Here is a 25,359-nt window from a genome sequence, read left to right as displayed (position 1 = left end):
CCTGCGCTGTAACATCCGAAGCCACAGGAACCCCCTGCCCAAAAACCACGAGGCCCCGGTCGAGCCACTCGCTCCCGGGGCCTCACCCATATCCGGGAGGTGCCGTGCCCCCGAAGTGCCCCAACCCCCCGCTCGACCGGATCCGACCCGAACACATCGTCACGCCCCAACAGGCCGCAGCCCAGTTCGGCGTCACCCCCGGTGCGATCATGCTCTGGGCACACCGCAACAAGGTCGAGCACCTGCCGCTCCCCGGCCGGCGCGTCTACCACCTCCCCACCCTCACCCTCGCCGAGCGCGACGCCTGGAAACACGGCGCCAACCGGTCAGCACGCGGCGGCCGCCCACCCGGCTGGAAGCCCTGCACCACCGCCGCCTAACCGGACAGCCCTGCACGGCCGGCCGACCCGCGACGGCACCATGGCGGCCGTGCAGTGGCCGAGCCGGGTGGCTCCGTCGTTCTCGCTCCGGCATCGAGCCACCCACGGCTACCCGCCCCGGCTGTGGGCGCGCGTGGGCGGGTAGCCACCAGCCTGGTTCCAAGGAACGGGCCACACAGCAGCAGCGCGTGCGACAGGATGTGCTCGTGGAGGACCCCGCCAGATCGCAGGCCGCGCCCGCGCCCGCACCCACCGCACGGCAGCAGTTCCGTGCCCGCGCGATAGCGGCCATCGCAGCGACCGCCCTCGCTACAGCCGCATTCGCCGCCGGCCGAGCCACGGCACCGGATCCCGAAAGCAGCGCAGAGTCCTGCGACGAGATCCACCAGGCCTACACCGACTTCATGACCGAGTCCGAACGCCAGCTGCACTGGTCCCAGAGCCGGACCTCGAGCGACCCCGAGGGTCAAGCCCAACAGGCGCGCACGGCCGCGATCTCGGCTCTCAACCTCGTGCAGCAGAACCCCGACTGTGTCAGCCCCGCAGATCGGGCGGCAGCCCAGACCTACCTGGACGAACTCGCACCCTGAACTCCGCGCCGGCCGGTATGGCGCACTCCCGCCCACCGCTATTGCTGCCCGGCCGGCGCGGCCAAGCCCTCCCAGGGCCAGGGCCACAACTCGGCCACGATCACCCGAGATATCTCCACGCCCCGGGAACGCGGCGCCACACTGACGGCATGCCGGCAACCCGAAGGAGGCCACGTGCGCATCTTCTGGTTTCTGATGAGCAATCTGGCCAGCGCCATCTGCCTGATGGCGGTCATGGTCACGTGCATGGTCGTGCCGATGACTTTCTCGCTCGCCATCACGGCGTACACCGGGCCGATCGCGATAGCGGCCGCCGTCATCGCCTGGCGCACTTGGCGGCGCTACCGCCGCTTCGAGCTTCGCGACGCCTCATAGACCACCCCGTCGGCAGGTGGTGGGCAAGGGCAGTGCCGCCCGGTAGCCCCAACTCCCGGGCGGCACACCCCACATCACGACTAAACAACACTATGCACACACCACCTGCACACGCTGGCACCATGCCGCCATGACCGACCAGCAGAAGAGACCCCGCCGCACCCTCGGCGCGCCGCCCCTGTGGCAGAGACTCACCGGCGGTGCCCTGGCCATCGCCGTCCTCGCCATCGCCGCGCTGCTCACCTGGAACGCGATCCACGAGACCCAAGACGATATCGCCGAGCGCTGCCTCCCCGCCCTCCGCGAACGCCCGGCCGGCGACACCAGCCGGCCCGACGAGTGCGACGGGCTGACCGAGGAGAACTACACCCTCCTCAACCTCAGCGTGGCCATCGACGAGTCCGGCGTCGACGACGATCTCATCGGCCGGGACCAGGTTGAGGTCGCCTGGCCGGTCCTGCCATAGCCGAAGGCGCCCGCAAGGGCCTGCCGGTGGGGCCCGGCACCGCTGCCAGAGGGCCGCCGGCCAGTGGCAGAGGTGCCAAGCATGGTGCGCGGCCGGCTCTGTGGCGAGCCTGCGAAGTCGCCGTCATGGATCTCCTAGACGCCGATCACCTCACCGCTCTCGCCCAACGCCTCGTTAGCCGCCTGGGTTCCGGCATCTTCGATCTAAGTCTGATGGCGCGCAAACCATGCCAAGTCCTGATTAGGACGAGCACACCGCAACCCTCACCAAGCCCGAGCCAGCAACGAGCCTGACCACGAGCACCTCCAACCCTACGTCCCCCGCCGTCCCAATACCGACAGCACCCGTGGTCCCGTTCCCGTATCCCAAGGGCAGCACTGCTCCGGTTGGCCGTCGCCAGTCACATACGCCCGTGTCAGCTCATCGCCTACCGCTCGCGGCCCGCCGGGAGTTCCACGAGTTCCCTCTTGCGCGTGTCCGTTTCCGCAGGGCAAGCGCCGAGGGCCCGGTTCGCGTCCGACGCGGGCTCTGCCGCCCCTGCCTCGGAGCGAATTGCGGCCACCAGCGCCCGGGATGTCCTCGCTCCGACGTGGAGCCGTTTCCGGAGCGTCTCGGCAGAGATCGGCCGCTGGTGCTCGCGCCGATGATGCGCATCTTCAGAACGGGCGCGCCGCAGGAGTTCCTGATCGACCGGCGATGCCTGCTTCCTGGTCGATCGCCTGCGGGACGTAGGTACCGGCCGACGATCCGGCACAGGGACGACCTCCCGGTGGCTCCCGCCCCGGCGATGGGAGGCGCCGACAGGCTCATTGCCCCGACCAGTCCTTCGAACCATGCCTGGCTCTTCCCGCGAGCCGACTTCTTCGTCGCTCGTCTCCGACGCGCTACCCGTGCTACTGATGGCCTGCAGCAAACCCGGCCCAACTTCCGCCCAGCCGATCAGGAGCAGCGGTCCGACCGCGTCGAAGGCGGCGCGCCCATAATGGCCGGCCAGCAGCGGCTCGGTGACGTTCAACGCCAGCGTCATCACGCTGGCGAGTACCAACAGGCGACGCGCCGGACGCATGTGCTCACGCGGGGCGCCGTTCAGCGCGAGGTAGCGCACGCCCAACAGGAGGCCAAGGACGGACAAGTCCACGGCTGGGGCGACCAGCGGAGCGACATACGCCGGCACACCCAGCCGTAGGCCCAGCGCCAACACGTTCCCGAACCCAAACAGAAACGTCAGCCCGATCACCGACGCCATAATTACCGTTACAGACCGCGCCACCACCGCCTGGCCAGTCGACGAACCCCGACTCGGCGCAGAGGGCCCAACCATCACCGCCCCCCATTCCGAGGAAAGGAGGTAGACCGCCCCTCGATCACGAGACGACCAGCGATAACCCGCTGGTCAGCTGCGCGACCGCATGCGTAGAGCCCCGCCAAAGGCACCACCCTGCACGGCCCCGACGAGCCGTCAACTCTTGGGCGCAGCGGCCCCTCATCACCGGCCAGGGCAACGTTGCACACGGCCGCCTGCCCGAGCCCTCCCCACATCCGTCCGAGGACGCGCCTTCCGTCACTCATCACTATCACCCCAAGGCAAACCGCGTCTGCCTGCTCAGGGCGTGGGCGTAGTGGTCGTGTCGGTCCTCGGACACCACCAGAAACCCCAGCTGAGCTGGGGTTCTTCTGTTTCCAAGGGCTCTCGGGGCCCCGCGCGGGCGTTGATCTCGCGGGGCCGGGAGTCGTTTCCGCTCGCGGCGTGACGGTCTTCGTGAGACCGGGTGCCGCGAGCACTCGTGCCCTCTTGACGGTGGGTCGGCCCGGCACTAGCTTCACTCCGATTTTCGAATGATGTTCGATATATCGAACACAAGAGGAGCCTCTGCTCCAGGTGGCTCCCCTGTCGTCACCTCGGTGCAGGGAACGACGACGCCGCGGCTCGACCGACCACGGCTGCCCCGCGCCGTTCGTCGTCCGAAGGCCCCCGAAGGTGACATCACCGACGCACCATGTCGGCCTCGGGCACCACGGAACCCGCCGCCGTGTGCACCGGATCCGCGCGAGCCGCCCCGCAGGACCCGTCAGCGGCAGTTCCTCGACGGCGCCCTCGTCGGAGCCACGGACGACGCCTACCGACAGAGCCATGAAGGGAGAGCCATGGTCGAGCACCGAGACCCGGGTCCCACGCTCGCCGCCATCGCACGGGCCGCGGGGGTGTCGGTTCCGACCGCTTCGAAGGTGGTCAACGACCGGGACGGCGTCGCCCCCGAGACCCGGGCGCGGGTGATGGAGGCCCTCGACCGCCTCGGTTACGTGCGGCGGCGCCGGCGAGGGGTACGGCCGGCGCTCGTCGAGCTGGTGGCCGACCGGTTGGACAGCCCCTGGTCGGGTGCGGTGCTGCGCGCGGTGGAACGTGCGGTGGGAGAGGTGGGGATCGGCCTGCTGGTCTCCAGCCCGTCCGCCGTCGCCGCGGAGAGGGGTGAGCCGGCCTGGCTGTTCCGATACCGCAGTGGGCGGTCGGACGGCGTGTTGTTCTGCCTCGACGTCTCGGCCCCCGCGGTCCACGCCTGGTTGGAGCGGTACCCGGCCCTTCCCTTCGTCCTGATCGGCCCCGGCCTCGGACCGCCGACGTGGGCGGTGTCGGTCAGCGCCACCAACCGTCAGGGGGGTGCCAGCGCGGCGGCGCACCTGCTGGGACTCGGGCACCGCCGGTTGGCCGTGATCGGCGGGCCGTCCGGTTCGCTCGCCGGGAGGGAGCGCGTGATCGGGTTCCAGAGCGTGCTACGCGAGGCCGGTCTGCCGGCGGCGCCGGTCGGGTTCGCGGACTTCGACGAGGCCCTGGCCCGGCGGCGGACTGTCGAGCTGCTGAGCCGGCCGGAGCGGCCCACCGCGCTGTTCGCCTGCAGCGACCGGATGGCGCGCGGCGCGTTCACCCAGCTGGCCGCGCTGGGCCTGCGGGTTCCCGAAGACGTCAGCGTCGTGGGCTTCGACGGCCTGCCCGAGGCGACCTGGCCGGGGGTGCGGCTGACCACCGTCCGCCAGCCCGTGAGCGAGATGGCCACCACCGGACTCGAGATCCTGCTGGGTCTGGTGGCCGGTGACTCACGGGACATCACCGGGGTGGAGGTCGCCACACGGCTTGTCGAGGGCGACACCACGGCCCGGCCCCCGGACCGCACGGGCCCGCGCGCGCCGCGAGTCGGCGGCAAGGCGATGTCGAGACACCGTCCCTCATGGTGATCAACGACCGCACCGGACGCCCCGCCAGATGGCGGCGACGCATAGGCTTCCAGGCGTCCGGATCACATCAGTGTGATGCGCGAAAAGCACACCGGCACATCACTCCCCAATACCGCCGGGCCGTCAACGGATCCGGCACCCGTCGGGCTCTCCGGCAGGAGTGACCGCACCGGCGCGCAATGGAAATCGCATCGCCAATAGCGCGATATCGACTTCGGCGCCCTACGGCACAGAGCGCCGGTGAGGCAAGTAGGCGGCGCGATTTTCGAGAATAATCGGGCCGGCCGGAAGAGTATTTCGCAGAGGCTGCTCCTGAGGGTTGACGGCTCAATGTCATGTGGATAACTTCGAGTTGCGGCCCGCCAATTCGCGTGAAATCGGCGTACGCCCGGCGAGGGTATTCGATGTCGCACAGCACCGCCCCGGCGGACACCGAACCGAGTCGCCGTGGCGTGCCACCCCCGCCCAGTTCCGTGGAGTCCGACCCGGACGTCGACATCGCATGGCGCACCCCCACACATAACCGGAGGCCCTCGTGTCACCACCCCCGCACAACCGTCGCGTGTTCCTGGGTTCGCTCGGCGCGGCCGGTGCCGCGTTCGCTCTGGGCGGTGCCCGCGACATCGCCTTCGCCCCGCCCGCGGCAGCGGCCATCCCCGGGCCGACCAGCTACTCCCCGACCTGGGAGTCCGTGGACCAACACCCGCCCGCCGCCGAGTGGTTCCAGGACGCCAAGTTCGGCATCTACTTCCACTGGGGGGCGTTCAGCGTCCCCGCCTTCGACAACGAGTGGTACCCCCGCAACATGTACGACGCGGGGTCGAGGGCCAACAACCACCACCGGTCCGTCTACGGTGATCCGGCGGCCTGGCCCTACCACAACTTCATCAACGGCGCGCGCGACCGGGCGGGAAACCTCGTGCAGTTCGCGCCGCGGCTCAGGTCCGCGGGGGGAAACTTCGACCCCAACGAGTGGGCTCAGCTGTTCGTGGACGCGGGCGCCAAGTTCGCCGGTCCCGTCGCCGAGCACCACGACGGCTTCTCGATGTGGAACAGCTCGGTCAACGAGTGGAACTCCGTCGCCAAGGGACCCCGCCTCGACCTCGTGCGGCTGCACGCGGACGCCATTCGGGCCAAGGGGCTGAAGTTCATGGTGTCGATGCACCACGCCTTCAACTTCACCGGCTTCTTCCAATGGGCCCCTCAGCAGTCCGACCCGTCCCTGCGAAAGCTGTACGGGCAACTCGACGCCGCCGCCCAGTACCAGCTGTGGTACGACAAACTCAGGGAGCTGATCGACGGCTACCAGCCGGATTTGATCTGGCAGGATTTCGACCTGTGGAGAATCCCGGAGTCGCACCGGCTGAATTTCCTGTCGTACTACTACAACCGAGCCGTGGCCTGGGACCGGGAGGTCGTCGCCACCTACAAGGACGGCTTCAACACCCGGGGTGAGGTCTTCGACTTCGAACGGGGCGGCCCCGCCGACATCCTGACGCCGTACTGGCTGACCGACGACAGCATCTCCAGCTCCAGCTGGTGCTACACGGTCGGCATCGGCTACTACTCGCTGCCCGCCATGCTCCACTCCCTGATCGATCGGGTGAGCAAGAACGGCACCATGCTGCTCAACATCGCCCCCATGGCGGACGGCACGATCCCCAGCGGCCAGCGCACCATCCTGCTCGGCATCGGCGACTACCTGCGGCGGTTCGGGGAGTCGATCTACGCCACCCGTGCGTGGAGCGACTTCGGGGAGGGGCCCACGCAGATGGGTGGGGGGTCCTTCGTCACCCCGATCGCCGGCACCAACACCGACATCAGGTTCACCCGGAACAAGGCCAACACCGTGCTGTACGCGACGGTGCTGGGCTGGCCCGGCTCGACGCTCAACATCACCACCCTCTCCGCCAACCGCGTCAACCTCGGTTCGCTCACCGCCGTCCAACTGCTCGGCCATACCCCGGGCAGCTACGTCAACCTGCCCAACCGCTCCCAGGACGGCGCCGGGTTGCACATCGCGATGCCCTCGGCCGCGGCTCCGTTCAACGCGCCGGCGTACGTGGTCAAGCTGACCTTCGCCGGGCAGATACCGTCGCTCGGCGCCCCCGCCCTCCCCGGCGGTTGGGCCCGGATCGCCAATGTCACCAGCGGCCTGGCCCTCGACAGCGGCGGCGACGTCGCCTCCGGGGCGGTTGTCAAACAGTGGAGCTGGAACGGCAGCACCAACCTCCAGTGGCAGCTGGTCGACCTCGGCACCGGCTACCACCGCCTCGTCAACCGGGCCAACGGCATGGTCGTCGACAGCTGGGGCAACACCGCCGCCGGCGCCGACGCCCGCCAGGCGACGTGGAACGGCGGCGTCAACCAGCAATGGCGCGTCGTCGGAGTCGGCAGCGTCGGCAGCGGCCGCTACCAGCTGGTCAACCGCGGTACCGGGGCGGCCCTGGACGGTCGCGGCGGCTCCGCCGCCGGAGCCACGGTGGGACTGTGGCCCGTGGACGGCAGTACCAACCTCCAGTGGACGATCACCGCGGTGTGAGGCCCTGGGTCGGGACCGCGTGCCGCTCCGCCGGGCGGGTCGACGCCCGGCGGAGCGGTGGCCATCCCGGCGTGTCCCCACCCGGAGTCGGAGCGACGGCCGGAGGAGGCACGCGAACCAGGCGATCCCAGGGGCGGCGACACCGCCGCCGGGAAGCGCGCGACGGCGGACGACTGACCGGTGCCGTCGTGGGTTGGTCATCGTCGACTCTCTCGGGTGCTGTGGCTGACTACCGTCAGCGTAAAAAGGTCTGATGTATCGGGTCAAGGGCTCGCGCCACGCCGGGGCCACTTGGTACCACTGCCGCCCAGTTGCAGTCCTGGGACACAGCTCATCGCCCCAGACGGTAACCGATACATCTGATGAAAGGTTCAGGCGCGCACGCCGTCACCCCACCACCGATTCCCGGCGCGAGCCGGAACCGCCAACTCCCCCGCTCCACCATTGCCCGGTTTGCCCCTTTTGCCCATGGGTACCTGTGGGGGCGGTCATGGAAAGGAGTGGGCATGCGAGGCTCGCACGACAGCCCCCGGCACGCCGTCGTCACCGGTGGTGCGGGGTTCCTCGGCTCCCATCTCTGCGCCGAGCTGCTCAGCCGGGGCACGGAGGTCACCTGCGTCGACGACCTGTGTACCGCCCTCCCGGAGGACGAGCGCCCCCTGTCGGACCAGCCCGGCTACACCATGCTGCGCACCGACGTCACCGAACCCTTCGAGATCGAGCGCCCGGTGGACCTCGTGCTCCACTTCGCCTCCCCGGCGTCGCCGGCGGACTACCTGCGGCTTCCCCTGCACACGCTGGAGACCGGCAGCCTGGGCACCCGCAACGCGTTGGCCCTCGCCCGCCGGCACGGCGCCCGGTTCGTCCTCGCCTCGACCTCCGAGGTGTACGGCGATCCGCTGGAGCATCCGCAGAGCGAGCGGTACTGGGGCAACGTCAACCCGGTGGGCCCGCGCAGCGTGTACGACGAGGCCAAGCGCTTCGGCGAGGCGCTGACGGTCGCCGAGGCCGAGGCCCACGGTACCGACACCGGGATCGTGCGACTGTTCAACACCTACGGGCCCCGGATGCGCGGTTACGACGGGCGGGCGGTGCCCACCTTCATCCGGCAGGCGCTGGCCGGTGAGCCGCTGACGGTCACCGGCGACGGCGGCCAGACGCGTTCGCTGACGTACGTGGACGACACGGTCGCCGGGGTGCTCGCCATGGCCGCCTCCGAGCTGCGCGGGCCGGTCAACATCGGCAACCCGACCGAGATCACCATGCTGGAGCTGGCCCGGACGGTGATCCGGCTGACCGGCTCCTCCTCGGAGATCCAGCTGATCGACCGGCCGACCGACGACCCGATGGTGCGCTGCCCCGACATCACCCTGGCCCGCGGCAAGCTCCAGTGGGAGCCGAGGGTCGACGCGGCCGACGGGCTGGCCCGCACCGTCTCCTGGTTCCGCGCCCACCAGGCACGCTGACCACGCCCCGGGTCCCCTCCCCCGCCTCTCCGCTCGCCCGCTCTTCCACCCCTCGGAGGTCCCATGCGTGTGCTCGGCATCAACGCCCTCTTCCACGACCCGGCCGCGGCCCTGGTGATCGACGGCAGGACGGTCGCCGCGGCCGAGGAGGAACGGTTCTCCCGGCGCAAACACGGCAAGCGGCCGGTGCCGTTCGCGGCCTGGGAGCTGCCGGAACGCTCGGCCGCCTGGTGCCTGAGCCAGGCCGGTCTCCGCCCCGGCGACCTGGACGCGGTGACCTACTCCTACGACCCGGCGCTGGCCACTCCGGCCGCGGACCTCGGGCTGGACGACCCCTGGGACGGGCTGCGGCAGGAGTACGCGCGGCAGGCCCCCGGCTTCCTGTGCGAGGCGCTGCCGGGGCTCGATCCCGAGCAGGTGCGGTTCGTCCCGCACCACCTCGCGCACGCCGCGTCCTCCGCCTTCGCCGCGCCGGACGCGGAGCGCTGCTCTGTGCTGGTGCTGGACGGGCGCGGCGAGTCGGCCTCCCACCTGGCGGCCCGGCGCGTCGGCGACCGTCTGGAGTCCCTGCACGCCCAGCGGCTGCCACACTCGCTCGGCCTGGTGTACGAGGAGCTGACCGAGCATCTCGGCTTCCTGCGGTCCAGCGACGAGTACAAGGTGATGGCGCTGGCCTCCTACGGGGACCGGAACCGGTTCCTGCCCGAGCTGCGCCGGTACGTGCACCCGACCGGGGACGGCGGCTTCGTGGCGGCGGGGGTGCCGTGGGCCGAGCTGTGTCCGCCGTGCCGGCCGGGCGAGGCGTGGACGCGGGACCACGCCGACCTGGCGGCCGGCGGTCAGGCGGTGCTCGAGGAGACCCTGCTCGACCTGGTGCGCTGGCTGCACGGCCGGACCCACGACGCGGTGCTGACCATGGCCGGCGGGGTGGCGTTGAACTGCGTGGCGAACTCGCGGATCGCGGCCGAGGGCCCGTTCGACCGGGTCTGGGTGCAGCCGGCCGCCGGGGACGCCGGCACCGCGCTCGGCGGTGCCCTGCTGCAGGCCGCGGTGGCCGACCCGGCGCCGACCCGGCCGGTGCCGAGCCCGGCGCTCGGTCGTGGCTGGCCGGACGCGGAGCTCGAGGCCTGGCTGAAGACGGCGGCGGTGCCGTTCGAACGGCCGCCGGACGTGGCCGCCGCGGTGGCCGGGGCGCTGGCCGAGAACGCGGTGGTGGCCTGGTTCCAGGGCCGTTCCGAGTACGGCCCACGGGCGCTCGGGCACCGCTCGCTGCTGGCCCATCCCGGCCGTTCCGGGAACCTGGAGCGGCTCAACGACATCAAGGGCCGGGAGCAGTTCCGGCCGGTGGCCCCGATGGTGCTCGCCGAGCGCGCGCCGGAGATCTTCGACGGGCCGCTGCCCAGCCCGTACATGCTCTTCGTGCACGAGGTGCGGCCGGCCTGGCGGGACCGGATCCCGGCCGTGACGCACGTGGACGGCACGGCCAGGATCCAGACCGTCGACCCGGCCGAGGAGCCGCTGGTGGCCCGGATGCTGACGGAGTTCGAGCGGGCCACCGGGCTGCCCGTGGTGGTGAACACCAGCCTCAACACGGCCGGCCGGCCGATGGTCGACGACCCCCGGGACGCGCTGGAGTGCTTCGGCTCCGCGCCGGTCGACATGCTGGCGATCGGTCCCTTCGTGGTGCGGCGGCGCGAGCTGTTCGACGGTGGGCGGAGCGGCGCGTGACGGCCGGCGGGGTTCCCGAGTACGCGGTGGTGGTGCCGACGCTCGGCCGGCCCTCGCTCGGACGGCTGCTGGCGGCGCTGGCCGAGGGCGAGGGACCGGCCCCGGCCCGCGTCGTCCTCGTCGACGACCGGCCGCCCCGGGTCCCCGAGCCGCTGGACGTCTCGGTGCCGGAGGGCCTGCGGGACCTGGTGGAGATCGTGCCGGGCGGCGGACGCGGGCCGGCGGCGGCGCGCAACGCGGGGTGGCGGCGGGTGCCGGAGCCGTGGGTGGCGTTCCTCGACGACGACGTGGTGCCGGCCCGGGACTGGCGCCGGGCGCTCGCGGCCGACCTGGCGGCCGCGGAGCCTGGCACCGGCGGGATCCAGGCGCGGATCGTGGTGCCGGCACCGAGCCACCGACGGCCGACCGACTGGGAGCGCGGCACCATGGGCCTCGCGTCGGCCAGTTGGATCACGGCCGACATGGTCTACCGGCGGGCCGCGCTACGGGACGTGGGCGGGTTCGACGAGCGCTTCCGGCGGGCCTTCCGGGAGGACGCCGACCTGGCGCTGCGGGTGCTCGAGGCCGGCTGGCTGCTGACCGTGGGCGAGCGGGTGACCACGCATCCGGTGCGGCCCGCGGGACCGTGGGCGTCGGTGCGGGCGCAGGCGGGGAACGCGGACGACGTGCTGATGGGCCGACTGCACGGCCCCGGCTGGCGGCGGCGGGCGCGCGCGCCCCGGGGCCGGTTTCCCGGGCATGTGGCGGTGACACTCGCCGGGCTCGGCGCGCTGGCGGCCCTGGCCGCCGGCCGGCCACGGGTGGCGGCGGCCGGCGCGGGTCTGTGGCTGGCCGGCACCGCCGAGTTCGCGGCGGCGCGGATCAGGCCGGGACCGCGCACGGTGGCCGAGCTGCGGCTGATGGCCGTGACCAGCGTGGCGATCCCGCCGGTGGCCGTGGCGCACTGGGTCACGGGCCTGCTGCGGCACCGCGGGGTCGGGCCGCGGCACGGGGTCCCGGCCGACATGTTTATATCGGGCATTTCGGGCAACTCGCTGGTTCATGACTGACCGCACGGCAGCCGGCGGAAGCCCCTGGCTTCTCGCCCCGGGCCCGCGGGGAGCCACGCCCCGGCCCCTCCCGTCCGGGAGCCGCTCCCGGGTCCCGGACGCCGTGCTGCTCGACCGCGACGGCACCCTGATCGAGGACGTGCCGTACAACGCCGACCCGACCCTCGTGCGGGTGCGCCCCGGGGTGCGGGCCGCGCTCGACCTGCTGCGCGCGCACGGCGTGGCGCTCGGCGTGGTCAGCAACCAGTCGGGGGTGGCCGCGGGCCGCTTCGGCCGGGCCGAGGTCGAGGCCATGCGGCACCGGATCGAGTCGCTGCTCGGTCCGCTCGGCGTCTGGGCGGTCTGCCCGCACCTGGCGGCCGACGGCTGCGGCTGCCGCAAGCCGGCACCCGGTCTGGTCACCGCGGCCTGCGCCGCGCTCGGCGTGGCGCCGGACCGCACGGTGGTGATCGGCGACATCGCCAGCGACGTCGCGGCCGCGCACGCCGCCGGAGCGCGCGGCGTGCTGGTGCCCACCGCCGCCACCAGGACCGAGGAGGTCGCCGCCGCGCCCCGGTACGCCCCCGACCTGCTCTCCGCCGTGCGGACGCTGCTGACCGGCGCGCCGCTCGTCGCGAGAGGTGCCCCGTGAACGCGCCGCTCGCCACCGGCGCCGGCGCCCACCCGCCCCGCACCCTGGTCGTCCGACTCGACAACGCGGGCGACGTCCTGCTGGCCGGGCCCGCGATCCGCGCCGCCGCGGCCGGCTCCAGCACCGTCACGCTGCTGTGCGGCCCGCTCGGCGAGGCCGCCGGCCGGCTGCTGCCGGGGGTCAACCGGGTACTGGTGTACGACGCGCCCTGGGTGCGCCTCGCGGCGCCGGAACTCGACCCGGCCGAGGTGACCTCGCTGGTGCGGCGCCTCGCCGCCGACCGGTACGACAGGGCGCTGATCCTGGCCTCCCACCACCAGAGCCCGCTGCCCGCCGCCCTGCTGCTGAAGCTGGCCGGCGTGCCCTGGGTCGCCGCCGACAGCGAGCACTACCCGGGGTCGCTGCTCCAACTGCGCCACCAGCGGGCGCCCTACCGGCACGAGGCCGCCGCCGCGCTCGAACTCACCGAGGCGGCCGGCTTCCGGCTGCCCGACGGCGACGGCGGGGAGCTGCGGGTGCGCCGGCCGCCCGACACCACCGGCCTCACCGGTGCCGGCCCCTACCTGGTGGTGCACCCCGGCGCCTCGGTGCCCTCCCGGACCTGGAGCGCCGAACGGGCGGCCCGGGCCGTCGCCGCGCTCGGCGCGGCGGGCCACCGGGTCGTGGTGACCGGCGGCCCCGACGAGGCCGGGCTGACCCGGCGGGTGGCCGGCCGGCACGCCCTCGACCTGGGCGGCAGGACCGAACTGCCGGAGCTGGCCGGCGTGTTGCGCCAGGCCCGGCTGGTCGTCGTCGGCAACACAGGGCCCGCCCACCTGGCCGCGGCCGTGCGCACCCCGGTGATCAGCCTCTTCTCCCCGGTGGTGAGCGCCGACCGCTGGCTGCCGTACCAGGTGCCCCACCTGCTCCTCGGCCAGCAGGACTCGCCCTGCGCCGGCACCCGGGCCAGGGAGTGCCCGGTGCCCGGCCATCCGTGCCTGGACTCCATCACCGACGAGGAGGTCCTGGCCGCCGTGGCACGGCTCACCGTCAGTGGGCCCCCCTGCGACTCGCTCGGACGAAAGGCGCGGACATGAACATCCTCCTCTGGCACGTCCACGGCTCGTGGACGACGGCGTTCGTGCAGGGCAACCACACCTACCTGCTGCCGGTGCTCCCCGACCGCGGCCCCGACGGGCTCGGCCGGGCGCGCAGCTGGACCTGGCCCGACTCGGTCGTGGAGCTCCCGCCGTGGCGGCTGCGCGACGAACCGGTGGACGTGGTGGTGCTGCAACGCCCCCACGAGGCCGAGCTGGCCGAGCGGTGGCTCGGCGGCCGGCGCCCGGGGCGCGACCTGCCGGCCGTGTACCTGGAGCACAACGCGCCGGACGGCCGGGTGCCGCTCACCCGGCACCCGGTGGCCGACCGGGACGACGTGACGCTGGTCCACGTCACCCACTTCAACCGGCTGTTCTGGGACAACGGCGGCACCCGCACCGCGGTCGTCGAGCACGGCGTGGTCGACCCCGGGCACCGCTGGACCGGCGAGTTGCAGCGGGCCGCCGTCGTCGTCAACGAGCCGCTGCGGCGCGGCCGGGTCACCGGCACCGACCTGCTGCCCGCGCTGGCCGACGCCGTGCCGCTCGACGTGTTCGGCATGGGCACCGCCGAACTGCCGGCCGCCATCGGCGCGCCGCCCGACCGCTGCCGGGCGTGGGAGCTGCCGCAGGAGGCGATGCACGGCGAACTGGCCCGCCGCCGGCTCTACCTGCACCCGGTGCGCTGGACCTCGCTCGGGCTCTCCCTGATCGAGGCCATGCACCTGGGCATGCCGGTGGTCGCGCTGGCCACCACCGAGGCCGTGGAGGCGGTACCCCGCGAGGCCGGGGTGCTCTCCACCAGGCCCGAGGCGCTGGCCGAGGCCGCCGAGCACTTCACGCGCGACCCGGAGGCGGCGCGCCGCGCCGGGGACGCGGCCCGGCAGGCGGCGCTGTCGCGGTACGGGCTCAAGCGCTTCCTCGGCGACTGGGACCGGCTGCTGGAAGAGGTGATCCGCTGATGGCCAGAGCAGGACGGGAGCGGGGCGACCGACTCGACGTCGCGCTGGTCTCCGAGCACGCCAGCCCGCTGGCGGCGCTCGGCGGCGCGGACGCCGGCGGGCAGAACGTGCACGTGGCACAGCTGGCCCGGGGCCTGGCGGCGCGCGGCCACCGGGTGACCGTCTACACCCGCCGGGACGCGAGCGCGCTGCCGGCGACCGTGCGGCTCGGCCACGGCATCGAGGTGCGGCACGTGCCCGCCGGCCCGGCCGGACCCGTGCCGAAGGACGAACTGCTGCCCCACATGCCGGAGTTCAGCGAGCGGCTGGAACGTGAGTGGCTGCGGCGGCCGCCCGACGTGGCGCACTCGCACTTCTGGATGTCGGGCCTGGCCACCTGGTGGGCGACCCGGGCGCTCGGCATCCCCTTCGCGCACACCTTCCACGCCCTCGGCAGCGTCAAGCGCCGACACCAGGGGGCCGCCGACACCAGCCCGCCGGGCCGCGTCGACTGGGAACGGCAGGTCGGCAACGGCTGCGACGTCACCGTGGCCACCTGCCGGGACGAGGTGGCCGAGCTGACGGCGCTCGGCGTGCCGGCCGACCGGGTGCGGGTCGTGCCCTGCGGCGTCGACCCCGACTGGTTCGCGCCGGCGACCGGCGCCGAGGCTGCCGCGCCGGACCGGCGGGAGCGCCACCGGCTGCTGCAGCTCGGCCGCCTCGTGCGGCGCAAGGGCGCCGAGGTCTCGATCGAGGCCCTGGCCGGGATCCCGGACGCCGAGCTGGTCGTCGCGGGCGGCGAGGCCGGCACCGCGGTGGCGGACGACCCGGAGGTGCGGCGGTTGCGGCGGGTCGCGGCGCGGCGCGGCGTGGCAGACCGGGTGCGGTTCACCGGCGCCGTGCCGCGCCCCGAGGTGCCGGCGCTGATCAGGAGCGCCGACGTGGTGCTCTGCCCCGCCTACTACGAGCCGTTCGGCATCGTGCCGCTGGAGGCCATGGCCTGCGGCGTGCCGGTGGTGGCCAGCGCCGTCGGCGGGCAGCGGGACACGGTGGCCGACCCGGCGACCGGGCGTCTGGTGCCGCCGGGCGACCCGGCCGCCCTCGCGGCGGCGGTCGGCGGACTGCTCGCCGACCCGACGGAGCGCGCCGCCAGCGGGGCGGCCGGCCGGCGGCGAGTGCTCACCCGGTACCGCTGGGCCTCGGTGGCGGAGGCGACCGAGGCGATCTACCAGAGCCTCCACGGTCGCCACCCGGCGGTGGTCGGGGACCGGGTGTGAGCGCCGGGCCCCAGGGGCGGCGGCCCACTGCGGGAACCGGCGCCCGGACGTCGACCGAGAGGAAGGAGCACCCGTGAGCGACGAACGCGCGGCCCCCCAGCCGCACACGACGACGGCGCGCCCGAGTCGCCGCACGGCCGGAGACGCGAGGCTGAGGGCACCCGTGAGCTCATCAGCCACCGCGCGTGCGCACTGCGAGTCGCTGCGGCGTGCGCTGCGGCACTTCCAGGGCGATCAGGAGGCGGGCCTCGCCGAGGCCACCGAGTGGGGCCGCCGACTCGCGGTCGTCCTCACCTCGGGCGGCCGGCTGCTCGCCGCGGGCAACGGCGGCAGCGCGGCCCAGGCCCAGCACCTGACCGCCGAGTTCGTCGGCCGGTACGCCGGGGAGCGCGGGCCCTACTCGGCCATCGCCCTGCACGCGGAGACCTCGGCCGTGACCGCCATCGGCAACGACTACGGCTTCGACGAGGTGTTCGCCCGGCAGATCGCCGCGCACGGCCGCCCCGGCGACGTGTTGGTGCTGCTGTCCACCTCGGGCCGCAGCGACAACCTGCTGGACGCGGCGACCGCCGCCCGGGCGGCCGGGGTGCGGGTGTGGGCGATGACCGGGCCCCGGCCCAACCCGCTGGCGGCCCAGGCCGACTCGGTGGTCTGCGTCGAGACCCCCTCCCCCGCCACCGTGCAGGAGATGCACCTGCTGGCACTGCACCTGGTGTGCGAGGCGTTCGACGAGGAACTGGCGGCGGCCGACCGCGCCGGGACCGTGCCCGCCGCCGTGCTCACGAAGGAGAGCTCATGAGCGGACGGCCGATCGTCGTGGTGGGGGACGTGCTGCTCGACCGGGACGTCACCGGCGAGGCCGGCCGTCTCGCGCCGGACGCCCCGGTGCCCGTGGTGGACGTGGCGTCCGAGCGGTGCCGGCCGGGCGGCGCCGGGCTCGCCGCCGCGCTCGCGGCACGCGACGGCCGTGAGGTGGTCCTGGTGACCGCGCTCGGCCGGGACGAGGCGAGCGAGACGGTGCGCGCGCTGCTCCCCGCCGGGGTGCGGCTCGCCGAACTGCCACTCGACGGCACGCTGCCGGTCAAGTGCCGGGTGCTGGCCGGGGACCGCCCGCTGATGCGGATGGACCACGGCGGCGGCACCCCGGGGCCGCCGGGCCGCGCGGTGCTGGCGGCGCTCGACGAGGCCGGCGCGGTGCTGGTGGCCGACTACGGGCTCGGCACGGCGACCGCGGTGCGCGCCGCGCTGCTCCGGGCCGCCGGGCGGGTGCCCGTGGTCTGGGACCCCCACCCGCGCGGCGAGCCACCGGTCGCCGGGGTGCGCATGGCGACGCCCAACGAGCGCGAGGCCCGCTGGTTCCTCAGGCACCACCGGGCGGCCGCCGAGGGAGCCGTCGAGGACGCCGACGACTCGCTGCGCGCGCACAGCCGGCGCGGCTCGCTGCTGGCGGAGCACTGGCAGTCGCTCTCGGTGACCGTGACGTTGGGCGAGCGCGGCGCCGTCCTGGCCCGCGCGCACTGCGACGACCCGCTGTACCTCCCGGTCGACGCGTGCGGGGAGGGCGACCCGTGCGGGGCCGGCGACTGCTTCGCGGCGACGGCCACCACGGTGTTCGCGGACGGCGGCCTGCCGCCCGAGGCCGCCGATCTCGCGACCCAGGCCGCCGCGGCCTTCGTCACCCAGGACGGCGCCCGCCGCGGGTTCTGGTACAGCGAGAGCCGCCCCGCGGCCGGGCCCGGGCCGGACGGCGCGCGGGTCGACAAGCCGCGGCGTCTCGACGAGATCACCGCCCTCGCCGACCGGGTGCGGGCACGGGGCGGGACGGTGGTGGCGGCGGGCGGCTGCTTCGACCTGCTGCACGCCGGCCACGTGCAGTTCCTGGAGAACGCGCGCCGCACCGGCGACCTGCTGATCGTGTGCGTCAACTCGGACGCCTCGGTGCGCCGGCTCAAGGGCCCGGGCCGCCCGCTGAACCACGCCGCCGACCGGATCCGGGTGCTCGCCGGGCTCGGCTGCGTGGACGCGGTGGCGGAGTTCGACGAGGACACCCCGCAGCGGTTGCTGCGGGCACTGCGGCCCGACATCTGGGTCAAGGGCGGCGACTACAGCGTCCGTGACCTGCCGGAGGCGGCCGAGCTGCGCGAGTGGAACGGTCAGACCCTGGTGCTGCCCTATCTGGACGGCCGCTCCACGACCGACCTCGCCCGACGGGCCGCCCGCTGCCGGTCATGACCGGCCAACGGCCGGACCGCGTCCTGGTGTTGCGGGCGCTCGGCCTCGGCGACCTGCTGACGGCCGTGCCCGCGCTGCACGCGCTGCGACACGCCTTCCCCGACCACCGGCTGACGCTGGCGGCCCCGGCCACGCTGACCGGCGCGGCCGCCGCCACCGGCGCCGTCGACGAGCTGCTGCCGACGGAGGCGGCCGGCCGCGGCGTGCCACGCGCCGTCCCCTGGCGCGGCCCGCCGCCACGCATCGCCGTCGACCTGCACGGCTGCGGGCCGCTGAGCGTCGAGCCGCTGGCGGCGCTGCGCCCCGGGCGGCTGATCGGCTACGCCCGACCCCCGGGTCCCGCGTGGCGGGCGTGGGAGCACGAGCGGGACCGCTGGTGCCGGCTGCTCGGCTGGCACGGGGTGCCCGCGGACGCGTCCCGGGTGGGCATCGCCGCGCCCCGGACGCCGTCTCCGGCGCCCGGGGCCGTGGTGCTGCATCCGGGTGCCGAGGCGGGGGCGCGGCGCTGGCCGGCGGAGCGGTTCGCGGCGGTGGCCGCCGCCCTGGCGCCGCGCCGGGTGGTGGTGACCGCAGGTCCTGGCGAGGAGCGGTTGGCCCGGCGGGTGGCGGCGCTGGCCGGGCTGCCGCCCGGCGCGGTGCTGACCGGGCTCTCCTTCGACGGGCTTTCGGCGCTGGTCGCCGGGGCCGCGGCGGTGCTGGTCGGCGACACCGGCGTGGCGCATCTGGCGACCGCGCACGGCACCCCTTCCGTGGTCCTCTTCGGGCCCGTCTCGCCCCGGTTGTGGGGGCCGCCCCCGTTGCCCCGTCACCGGGCGCTGTGGTGTCCGGGGCCGGAGCGGGGACCCCGGGTCGGGGATCCGCACGGCGCCCGTCCCGACCCGAGGCTGCTGCGCGTCGGCGCGCGCCAGGCGGTGGCCGCGCTGGAGGACGTGCTGGCCGCCGGCGCCCGGGGTCAGCCGATGTAGCGCCGCGCCTTCGAGGTGCGCTGGGCCTCCTCGAGCAGCGTCAGGCGGTGGTCCACCTCGGCCGGCAGCGGCCGACGCTCCCGCAGCACCCAGGGGACGCCGGCGGCGGCCCGGGCCAGGGCCCGGGCGGTGGTGAGGTCCCGCGGCACCGAGCCGAGGAGCGCCGCGGTGCGGCGCAGCGCCGACCGCGGGGTGCGGCGCAGCCAGGTGAACCACAGGGTGTTGCGGATGCCGTCGGCGCGGCGGCGGCTCGGGTCGCGCAGCGTGGACGGGCGGTGGTGCAGCAGCATCTCCTCATCGAAGACCAGCCACCAGCCGGCCGCCATCAGGTCGGCGGCCAGCAGCTCCTCCTCGCCGCCCAGCCAGAGCCGGGGCGAGAAGCCACCGGCCCGCCGGAACGGCTCGGCGCGCAGCACGCTGGCCCCGGCGAGGAACGAGCCGAGGGCCGGCCCGGGCAGCCCCGCGGGGCGCGGCAGCGGCGATCCGCGCAGTTCCTCGACGATCGGGTCCTCGTGCCCGGCGGGCTCGACCACGATCCGGGCCGTGACCGTGGCGACCTCGGGGTGCGCGTCGAGCAGGTCGACGGCCCGCCGCAGCGAGCCCGGCTCCCACCAGGTGTCGTCGTCGCAGAAGGCGATGTAGGGGGTGGTGACGTGGCGGGCGCCGAGGTTGCGGCCCACGGCGCCCAGGTTTCCGCCGGGGCGCAGCAGGGTGACCTCGGGGTGCCGGTGGGCCACCGCCTGGGCGGTGCCGTCCGTGCTGCCGTTGTCGACCACGACGACCGGCGGCCGCTCCGGCAGTTCGGCGAGCCGGTCCAGGGTGTGCAGCAGCTCGCGGCGCCGGTTGTGGGTGATCACCAGCACGGTGACCCGGGGCTCAGCGGGTGGGGTCACGGGTCAGCTCCAGGTGGCGGACGGCGGCCTCCACGGCCGCCGGCAGCGGGCGCCTGGCGACGAGCGCGGCGGGCAGCCTGGGCAGCAGCTGGCCCAGGGCGCGGCGGGCTTCGCCGTCACCCAGGGCCAGCCGCGCCAGCCGGCAGGTGTGGGCGAGGGCCACTGGCAGCGGTCGGCGCAGCCAGGCGGTGAGCGCCTCGTTGCGGTGGATCACCGTCGCGCGGCCGGGCCGGGGCCCGGGGTCGGGCCCGTGCACGGCGACGACGCGCGGGTCGTGGCAGAGGACCCAGCCGGCGGCGGCCAGGTCGTACGCCAGCAGGGTCTCCTCCGCGCCGAAGAACAGCAGCGGGTGGAAGCCGCCGGCCGCCAGGAAGGCGCTGCGCCGCACCACGGCGGCGCAGCCGAGGAAGCCGAGCACGGAGGGTCCGGGCAGCCCCGCGAGCCCGGGCAGTGGGGAGCCGGCGAGCAGCTCGTTCAGCGGGTCGGGGGCGCCGTCCGGTGCCACCCGGGTGTGGGCGGCGACCAGGCCGACGCGGGGGTCGGCGTCGAGCAGTTCGACGGCGCGGGCCAGCGAGCCCGGCTCCCACCAGGAGTCGTCGTCGCTGAAGGCCACGTAGGGCCCGGGTGCGGCCGCCACCCCCTCGTTGCGGGCCAGCGCCCCCCGGTTGGCGGGCAGGCCGAGGGTCCACACGGTGGGGAAGCGCTCGGCCAGCATGCGTCGGGTGCCGTCGGTCGAGGCGTTGTCCACGACGAGGATCAGCGGGTTCTCCGGTAGCTCGCCGAGCCGCCGCAGGGTGCCCGCGAGCCGGTCGCACCGGTCGCGGGTGGCGATGACCACGGTCAGGGCGCTGTCCGGCACGCCGCCCGGGTGCCCGGGCGCCCTCGGCTCAAACCAGGGCCGAGCCGGCCTGGGCGGTGAAGCGCAGCGGGAAGTGGTTGAGGGTGGCCGGGATCGGCTCCCCGACGCGCGGCCGGACGGGCGAGTCGAGGCGGTAGCTGTGGTCCTCGAGCAGGGCCGCCAGCCAGGTGGAGGCGGTCAGCAGCACCAGGTTCTCGCCCGGGCAGCGCGCCGGCCCGGCGCTGAACGGGGCCAGGGCAGGGTCACGTTCCGCCCGGCCGTCGAGCCAGATCTCGGGCTCGAACTCGTCCCCGTAGGGGCCGGCGACCTCGACGCGGTGGAAGTAGGGGGTGTGAGCGACGAAGGCGGTGCCGGCCGGCACCAGGGCGCCGCGCCACACCGTGTCGAGGGTGGACTCGCGCAGCAGCAGCGGGGTCGTGGGCCAGAGCCGCACCGCGTCGAGCACGCAGGCCCGCAGGTAGCGCAGCGGGTGCGGCCGCGACAGGTCGGCGCCGGCGAACTCGGCGCGCGACTTGGCGAGCCGCCCAGGGTGCCCGGTCAGCAGTGCCAGGGTGCGCAGGGTGGCGGCGCCGGCGGCGTCGAAGGCGAACAGCCAGTGCGGCACCTGGCCCACCGGGTCGGTGCCCGGGGCGACGTCGAGCCCGTGCAGCCGGCCGACCAGGGTGTCGTCGCCCGCCTGGGCCGCGTAGCGGCGCAGCCTGCGGAGGAACTCGGCGCGGGTTCTGCGGCGGGTGGGCCGCAGCAGCGACCAGTTGGCGGCGGTCCGCAGGCCGGCGAGCGAGTCGGTGATGCGGCGGTCGGCGCGGGCGGCGTCGCCCAGCACGAGCCGGCGCACCGAGCGCCACCAGCCGGCGGCGAAGACGTCCCAGGTCAGGCCGGTGGCCTCGGCCCGCTTGCGCACCGTGGCCGCCTCCTCGCGGATCCGCCGCACGGCGGCGGGCGCGATGTCGTGCAGCGGCCGCTCAGTCTCCAGGGCCAGCTCGTTGACCCGCCGCCGCTCCCGACGCTCGGGGCCGACGCTGATCAGCGAGCCGTGCGGCTGGAACTGCTCCAGCGCCCGTCGCTTCTCCAGCACGGCCGGGGTGAACGGCTCCGGACTCTCGCTCAGCACTCGCGCCAGGTCGTCCGGGTCGAGCAGCAGGGCCATGGACCGGCCGGTTACCCGCAGCCCGAGCGGCCCGCGCCCGTAGCGCACGCGCAGCTCGCGGAGCGTGTCGACGGCGGCCTGGTCGGCCCGCAGCCGCTCGGCGAGCGCCATGACGGACGGGCGGCGCTGGACCAGCCCCTCGGCGACGGCGGGCAGCAGCACCCGCGCCACCACCCGCGCCTGGTCGGCGGGCCTGAGCCCGGGCAACGTGGTGGTTTCCGTGGTGGTCATGCGGCCCTCCCGGATGCCGAAACGAGTCAGGCGGGCCCACGGGCCCGCCCTTCGAGTCTGGGCCCACCCCGCCCGCGCCACATCTCGAAAGCCGCGCCGTGCCGGGTCAACGACGGCCCGGGTCGCGCGCCGGCCGGCGGCGGTAGGTTGCCGGCATGAGGCGGGCGTGGGTGGCGGCGGTGCTGGCGGTGGCGGCGGTGTTAGCGGTGTTGGCGGTGATTTCGGTGTTGGGGTTGCTGGCGGTGTTGGCCGGGGCGGGCGGTGGGGCGGAGAGCGGCGAGGGTGGGGGTGGGGACGTGCTGGTGGTGCGGGTGTCCGGCGGGATCGCGGGGGTGGACGACGTGATCACGGTCGCGGCGGACGGCGCGGTCACCGTCGAGCGGCGCGGCGGCGTGGAGGAGCGGCGGCTGGGTGAGGAGGAGCTGGCCGAGCTGACGGCGCTGCTCGCGGGGCCGGAGTTCGCGGCGCTGCCCAGGGATGTCACGGGCTCGCCGGTGGCGGACGCCTTCGGCTACGAGTTCCGGTACGGCGGGCGCGCCGTGCGCGCCGACGACACCAGTCTGGTGCCGCCGTTGGACGAGATCCTCGCCCTGATCCGCTTCTGACGCGGACGACAGGACCCCCGGCGGGGGGCGGCGGCCGGTGATCGGAGGGACCGCGCGGCCACCAGGAAACCCCGGTCGGCTCCGGCGGCCTGGTGTGACGGGCGGGAAGCCGCTACCGTCCGGCGAGGCGTGACGCTCTCGCAGATCCGGCCCGTCCCGTTCCACCAACTCCGGCTCTGGACACGCCAGTTCCCGAGGAATCACCCCCCATCGCCTTTGGAGCACAGATGCAAAGACGACGCTGGGCGAGTGCGCTTCTCCTCGCCCTGTCGCTACCCCTGCTCGGAGTGCCCGCCGAGGCCGACTCCCCCGCGGAGCCGGCCGCCTCGGCGGCGGTGCCGCTCGAGGAGGTCACCGCGAGCGCCACCCAGGTCGCCTTCGGGCTGCGGCGCCCCGTCGCCATCGCCGCGCCGGACGACGGCACCGACCGCCTGTTCATCGTGGAGAAGCGCGGCACGGTCCGCGTCTACCACCCGGACACCGGCCTCGCGGCCACCCCGCTGATCGACCTCACCGCGACGGTCGACGAGTCGGGCAACGAACGCGGGCTGCTCGGCATCGCCCTCGCGCCCGACTTCAACGCGAGCCGGGAGCTCTACCTGGCGTACACCGCGCTCCCCGACGGCGCGGTGACGCTGGGCAGGTACGACCTCGACGACGCGAGCCTCACCCCCCTGCTGTCGCAGGAGCACGCCGAGTACAGCAACCACAACGGCGGGCAGATCGCCTTCGGGCCCGACGGCTACCTCTACTTCGGCATCGGCGACGGCGGCGGCTCGGGCGACCCGTACGACAGCGGGCAGCGCCTCGACACGCTGCTCGGCAAGATCCTGCGCCTGGACGTGAGCCGTTCCTGCGGCTCCCTCCCCTACTGCGTGCCCGCCGACAACCCGTACGTGGGGGTGGCCGGGGCCCGTTCGGAGATCTGGATCAGCGGGGTGCGCAACCCGTGGCGGTTCTCCGTCGACCAGGCCGACGGCTCGCTGTGGATCGGCGACGTCGGGCAGGGCAGGTGGGAGGAGATCGACCACCTGGAGGCCGGCGAGCAGGCCGGGGTGAACCTGGGCTGGTCCTGCTACGAGGGCTTCGAGGTGTTCGACGAGGCCCAGTGCGAGCCCGGCGCCGACTACACCGAGCCGGTCTTCACCTACTCGCCCTACACCGGCGGCTGCGCGGTGATCGGCGGCCGCGTCTACCGGGGTGAGCAGTACGCGGACCTGGTGGGCGGCACCTACATCGCCACCGACTACTGCTCGTCCACGGTGTGGGCGCTGCGCGAGGACGGCTCCGGCGGCTACCAGCAGGCCGAGATCGGCGAGTTCCCGACCCAGGTGACGGCCGTCGGTGAGACGGCGGACGGCGAGTTCTACGTCGTCAACGACCTGCCGGGCGGCCTGCACCGGGTGGAGTTCGAGCGCACGGGTCCGGCCTGCCGGGTCGCGTACGACGTCACCTCCTGGGGCACCGGGCTGACCGTCGACATCACCCTCACCAACACCGGCACGACGCCGATCGACGGCTGGCGGCTCGAGTTCCCACTGCCGCTCGGGCAGACCATCGTCTCCGACTGGAACACCGACCTGAGCCAGTTCGGCGACGTCGTCAGGGCCAACAGCGCCACGCACAACGCCTCGATCGCGCCCGGCGCGAGCATCACCCTCGGCTATCTCGCCAACCACACGGGCGACGCCTCGCCACCCGCGCGGGTCACCCTCAACGACCGGGCCTGCGCCGTCACGCGCTGACCCGGTGGGCCCGCCGCGTCACGCGACGCGGCGGGCCAGGGCCGGGGCCGGCTCCCCCGCCGCGGCGGGGTGGAAGATCCCGGCCAGCGCCTCGACGCCGTCGACCAGACGGGGCCCCGGGCGGGCGAAGGAGGCGTTGGCGTCCACCGCCCACAGCGGGAGCCCTGGCGGCAGCCGGTCGGCCACCGCGGCGGCCAGCCGGGCCGACTCGTCGAGGCCGAAGCCGCACGGCGCGCACACCAGCACCTCGGCGCCGGCGGCGGCCACCTCGGCCCAGCCGGTGCGGAAGGACTCGGTGCCGGAGCTGCCGAGCACGCAGCGGCCGCCGGCGGCCTCGACCATGTCGGGCACCCAGTGCCCGGGCGCGAACGGCGGGTCCGTCCACTCCAGCAGCAGCGCCGGCACCGGCTCCCGGCCGGCGACCCGGGAGCGCACCGCGGCCAGCCGCCCCGACAACTCGGCGACCAGCCGTTCGGCCCGGTCCCGGGCGCCGGTGGCGGCCCCGATGGTCACGATCGACTCCAGCACCTCGGGCAGGGTGTGCGGGTCGACGGTCAGCACGTCGGCGCGGCAGGCGAGGAAGTCCAGCGCGTCGTGGACGGTGGAGACGTCGACCGCGCACACCGCGCACAGGTCCTGGGTGACCACCAGGTCGGCCCCGAGGCCGGCCAGCGCGCCGTGGTCCAGGTGGTAGAGGTCCTCGCCGGCCGCCATCCGCTCGCTCACCACCCGGTCGATCTCACCCGGCGGCAGCCCCTCGGGCAGCGCGCTGGTGGAGACGACACGTCGGGTGCGGGCCACCGGCGGGTGGTCGCACTCGAAGGTGACGCCGACGACGTCGTCGCCGGCGCCGACCGCGAAGAGGATCTCCGTGGCCGAGGGCAGGAGGGAGACGATCCGCATCCCCCCACCGTACGTGCGGCGGGACGGGGG

The 25,359-nt window shown here is 74.5% G+C and carries 23 protein-coding genes; 18 read left to right on the top strand and 5 right to left on the bottom strand.

The window, feature by feature from the left end:
- Positions 1 to 104 precede the first annotated feature (104 nt).
- The 4 genes from ACFWI8_RS11905 to ACFWI8_RS11890 all read left to right on the top strand — a co-directional run bounded on the left by ACFWI8_RS11905 (position 105) and on the right by ACFWI8_RS11890 (position 1,811).
- Complete coding sequence (locus ACFWI8_RS11905) at positions 105 to 380, top strand: hypothetical protein (protein ID WP_387088996.1); 276 nt, start codon at positions 105 to 107, stop codon at positions 378 to 380.
- 206 nt (positions 381 to 586) lie between these two features.
- Positions 587 to 970 carry a hypothetical protein gene (locus ACFWI8_RS11900; protein ID WP_387088994.1) on the top strand — a complete coding sequence of 128 codons (384 nt, stop codon included), beginning with the start codon at positions 587 to 589 and terminating at the stop codon, positions 968 to 970.
- A gap of 174 nt (positions 971 to 1,144) precedes the next feature.
- On the top strand, positions 1,145 to 1,345 hold the full coding sequence (locus tag ACFWI8_RS11895; protein WP_387088991.1) for a hypothetical protein: 201 nt from the start codon (positions 1,145 to 1,147) through the stop codon (positions 1,343 to 1,345).
- A 130-nt stretch (positions 1,346 to 1,475) separates the two neighbouring features.
- On the top strand, positions 1,476 to 1,811 hold the full coding sequence (locus tag ACFWI8_RS11890) for a hypothetical protein (RefSeq protein WP_387088989.1): 336 nt from the start codon (positions 1,476 to 1,478) through the stop codon (positions 1,809 to 1,811).
- A 427-nt stretch (positions 1,812 to 2,238) separates the two neighbouring features.
- On the opposite strand, the gene ACFWI8_RS11885 is transcribed toward ACFWI8_RS11890, so the two are convergent.
- Entirely contained in the window at positions 2,239 to 3,048 is an 810-nt protein-coding gene (locus tag ACFWI8_RS11885) for a SpdA protein (protein ID WP_387088986.1), read from the bottom strand.
- Between the two features lie 908 nt (positions 3,049 to 3,956).
- On the opposite strand from ACFWI8_RS11885, the gene ACFWI8_RS11880 reads away from it, so the two are divergent.
- The 12 genes from ACFWI8_RS11880 to ACFWI8_RS11825 all read left to right on the top strand — a co-directional run bounded on the left by ACFWI8_RS11880 (position 3,957) and on the right by ACFWI8_RS11825 (position 18,946).
- A complete protein-coding gene (locus tag ACFWI8_RS11880) occupies positions 3,957 to 5,039 on the top strand; it encodes a LacI family DNA-binding transcriptional regulator (protein ID WP_387088984.1) in 1,083 nt (360 codons plus the stop codon).
- A gap of 562 nt (positions 5,040 to 5,601) precedes the next feature.
- Positions 5,602 to 7,581 (top strand): alpha-L-fucosidase, encoded by a 1,980-nt coding sequence (locus ACFWI8_RS11875; protein ID WP_387088981.1) that lies wholly within the window; start codon positions 5,602 to 5,604, stop codon positions 7,579 to 7,581.
- A gap of 506 nt (positions 7,582 to 8,087) precedes the next feature.
- Positions 8,088 to 9,047: an NAD-dependent epimerase/dehydratase family protein gene (locus ACFWI8_RS11870; protein ID WP_387088978.1), complete on the top strand. Its 960-nt coding sequence runs from the start codon at positions 8,088 to 8,090 to the stop codon at positions 9,045 to 9,047.
- 63 nt (positions 9,048 to 9,110) lie between these two features.
- Positions 9,111 to 10,775, top strand: a complete 1,665-nt coding sequence (locus tag ACFWI8_RS11865; RefSeq protein ID WP_387088975.1) for a carbamoyltransferase — start codon at positions 9,111 to 9,113, stop codon at positions 10,773 to 10,775.
- Positions 10,772 to 11,824: a glycosyltransferase family 2 protein gene (locus ACFWI8_RS11860; protein ID WP_387088972.1), complete on the top strand. Its 1,053-nt coding sequence runs from the start codon at positions 10,772 to 10,774 to the stop codon at positions 11,822 to 11,824. Before ACFWI8_RS11865 ends, ACFWI8_RS11860 begins: the two co-directional genes overlap by 4 nt.
- Positions 11,817 to 12,455 carry a D-glycero-alpha-D-manno-heptose-1,7-bisphosphate 7-phosphatase gene (locus ACFWI8_RS11855; protein WP_387088969.1) on the top strand — a complete coding sequence of 213 codons (639 nt, stop codon included), beginning with the start codon at positions 11,817 to 11,819 and terminating at the stop codon, positions 12,453 to 12,455. The genes ACFWI8_RS11860 and ACFWI8_RS11855 overlap by 8 nt, the downstream gene beginning before the upstream one ends.
- A complete protein-coding gene (locus tag ACFWI8_RS11850) occupies positions 12,452 to 13,531 on the top strand; it encodes a glycosyltransferase family 9 protein (RefSeq protein ID WP_387088966.1) in 1,080 nt (359 codons plus the stop codon). The genes ACFWI8_RS11855 and ACFWI8_RS11850 overlap by 4 nt, the downstream gene beginning before the upstream one ends.
- Positions 13,528 to 14,493, top strand: a complete 966-nt coding sequence (locus ACFWI8_RS11845; protein ID WP_387088964.1) for a glycosyltransferase — start codon at positions 13,528 to 13,530, stop codon at positions 14,491 to 14,493. Before ACFWI8_RS11850 ends, ACFWI8_RS11845 begins: the two co-directional genes overlap by 4 nt.
- Entirely contained in the window at positions 14,493 to 15,749 is a 1,257-nt protein-coding gene (locus ACFWI8_RS11840; protein ID WP_387088961.1) for a glycosyltransferase, read from the top strand. Before ACFWI8_RS11845 ends, ACFWI8_RS11840 begins: the two co-directional genes overlap by 1 nt.
- Positions 15,750 to 15,912: 163 nt before the next feature.
- A complete protein-coding gene (locus ACFWI8_RS11835) occupies positions 15,913 to 16,548 on the top strand; it encodes an SIS domain-containing protein (RefSeq protein WP_387088959.1) in 636 nt (211 codons plus the stop codon).
- Positions 16,545 to 17,981 carry a D-glycero-beta-D-manno-heptose 1-phosphate adenylyltransferase gene (gene rfaE2 / locus ACFWI8_RS11830; RefSeq protein ID WP_387088956.1) on the top strand — a complete coding sequence of 479 codons (1,437 nt, stop codon included), beginning with the start codon at positions 16,545 to 16,547 and terminating at the stop codon, positions 17,979 to 17,981. The genes ACFWI8_RS11835 and rfaE2 overlap by 4 nt, the downstream gene beginning before the upstream one ends.
- Entirely contained in the window at positions 17,978 to 18,946 is a 969-nt protein-coding gene (locus ACFWI8_RS11825; protein ID WP_387088954.1) for a glycosyltransferase family 9 protein, read from the top strand. The genes rfaE2 and ACFWI8_RS11825 overlap by 4 nt, the downstream gene beginning before the upstream one ends.
- Here the strand turns inward: ACFWI8_RS11825 and ACFWI8_RS11820 are convergent.
- Genes ACFWI8_RS11820 through ACFWI8_RS11810 form a run of 3 tightly spaced genes read right to left on the bottom strand, consistent with a single transcriptional unit; the run spans position 18,934 to position 22,076 of the window.
- Positions 18,934 to 19,839 (bottom strand): glycosyltransferase family 2 protein, encoded by a 906-nt coding sequence (locus tag ACFWI8_RS11820; RefSeq protein WP_387088951.1) that lies wholly within the window; start codon positions 19,837 to 19,839, stop codon positions 18,934 to 18,936. The two genes, ACFWI8_RS11825 and ACFWI8_RS11820, sit on opposite strands and share 13 nt — an antisense overlap.
- Complete coding sequence (locus ACFWI8_RS11815) at positions 19,823 to 20,698, bottom strand: glycosyltransferase family 2 protein (RefSeq protein ID WP_387088948.1); 876 nt, start codon at positions 20,696 to 20,698, stop codon at positions 19,823 to 19,825. Before ACFWI8_RS11815 ends, ACFWI8_RS11820 begins: the two co-directional genes overlap by 17 nt.
- Before the next feature lie 28 nt (positions 20,699 to 20,726).
- Positions 20,727 to 22,076 carry a cytochrome P450 gene (locus tag ACFWI8_RS11810; RefSeq protein WP_387088945.1) on the bottom strand — a complete coding sequence of 450 codons (1,350 nt, stop codon included), beginning with the start codon at positions 22,074 to 22,076 and terminating at the stop codon, positions 20,727 to 20,729.
- 155 nt (positions 22,077 to 22,231) lie between these two features.
- Here ACFWI8_RS11810 and ACFWI8_RS11805 point away from each other — a divergent pair, with 155 nt between their 5' ends.
- Together ACFWI8_RS11805 and ACFWI8_RS11800 are read left to right on the top strand one after the other, a co-directional pair.
- Positions 22,232 to 22,681, top strand: a complete 450-nt coding sequence (locus tag ACFWI8_RS11805) for a hypothetical protein (protein ID WP_387088942.1) — start codon at positions 22,232 to 22,234, stop codon at positions 22,679 to 22,681.
- A gap of 227 nt (positions 22,682 to 22,908) precedes the next feature.
- Positions 22,909 to 24,426, top strand: a complete 1,518-nt coding sequence (locus tag ACFWI8_RS11800; protein ID WP_387088939.1) for a PQQ-dependent sugar dehydrogenase — start codon at positions 22,909 to 22,911, stop codon at positions 24,424 to 24,426.
- An 18-nt stretch (positions 24,427 to 24,444) separates the two neighbouring features.
- On the opposite strand, the gene ACFWI8_RS11795 is transcribed toward ACFWI8_RS11800, so the two are convergent.
- The gene (locus tag ACFWI8_RS11795) at positions 24,445 to 25,329 is read right to left on the bottom strand and encodes an ABC transporter substrate-binding protein (protein ID WP_387088936.1); all 885 of its coding nucleotides are present in this window, start codon (positions 25,327 to 25,329) and stop codon (positions 24,445 to 24,447) included.
- Between the last annotated feature and the right edge of the window lie 30 nt (positions 25,330 to 25,359).

This window comes from Streptomyces sp. NPDC127098, assembly GCF_042722465.1.
Classification (GTDB): Bacteria; Actinomycetota; Actinomycetes; order Streptomycetales; family Streptomycetaceae; genus Streptomyces; species Streptomyces millisiae.
Note: the sequence above shows the minus strand (reverse complement) of the source record. Positions and strands in the feature narration are given on the sequence as shown.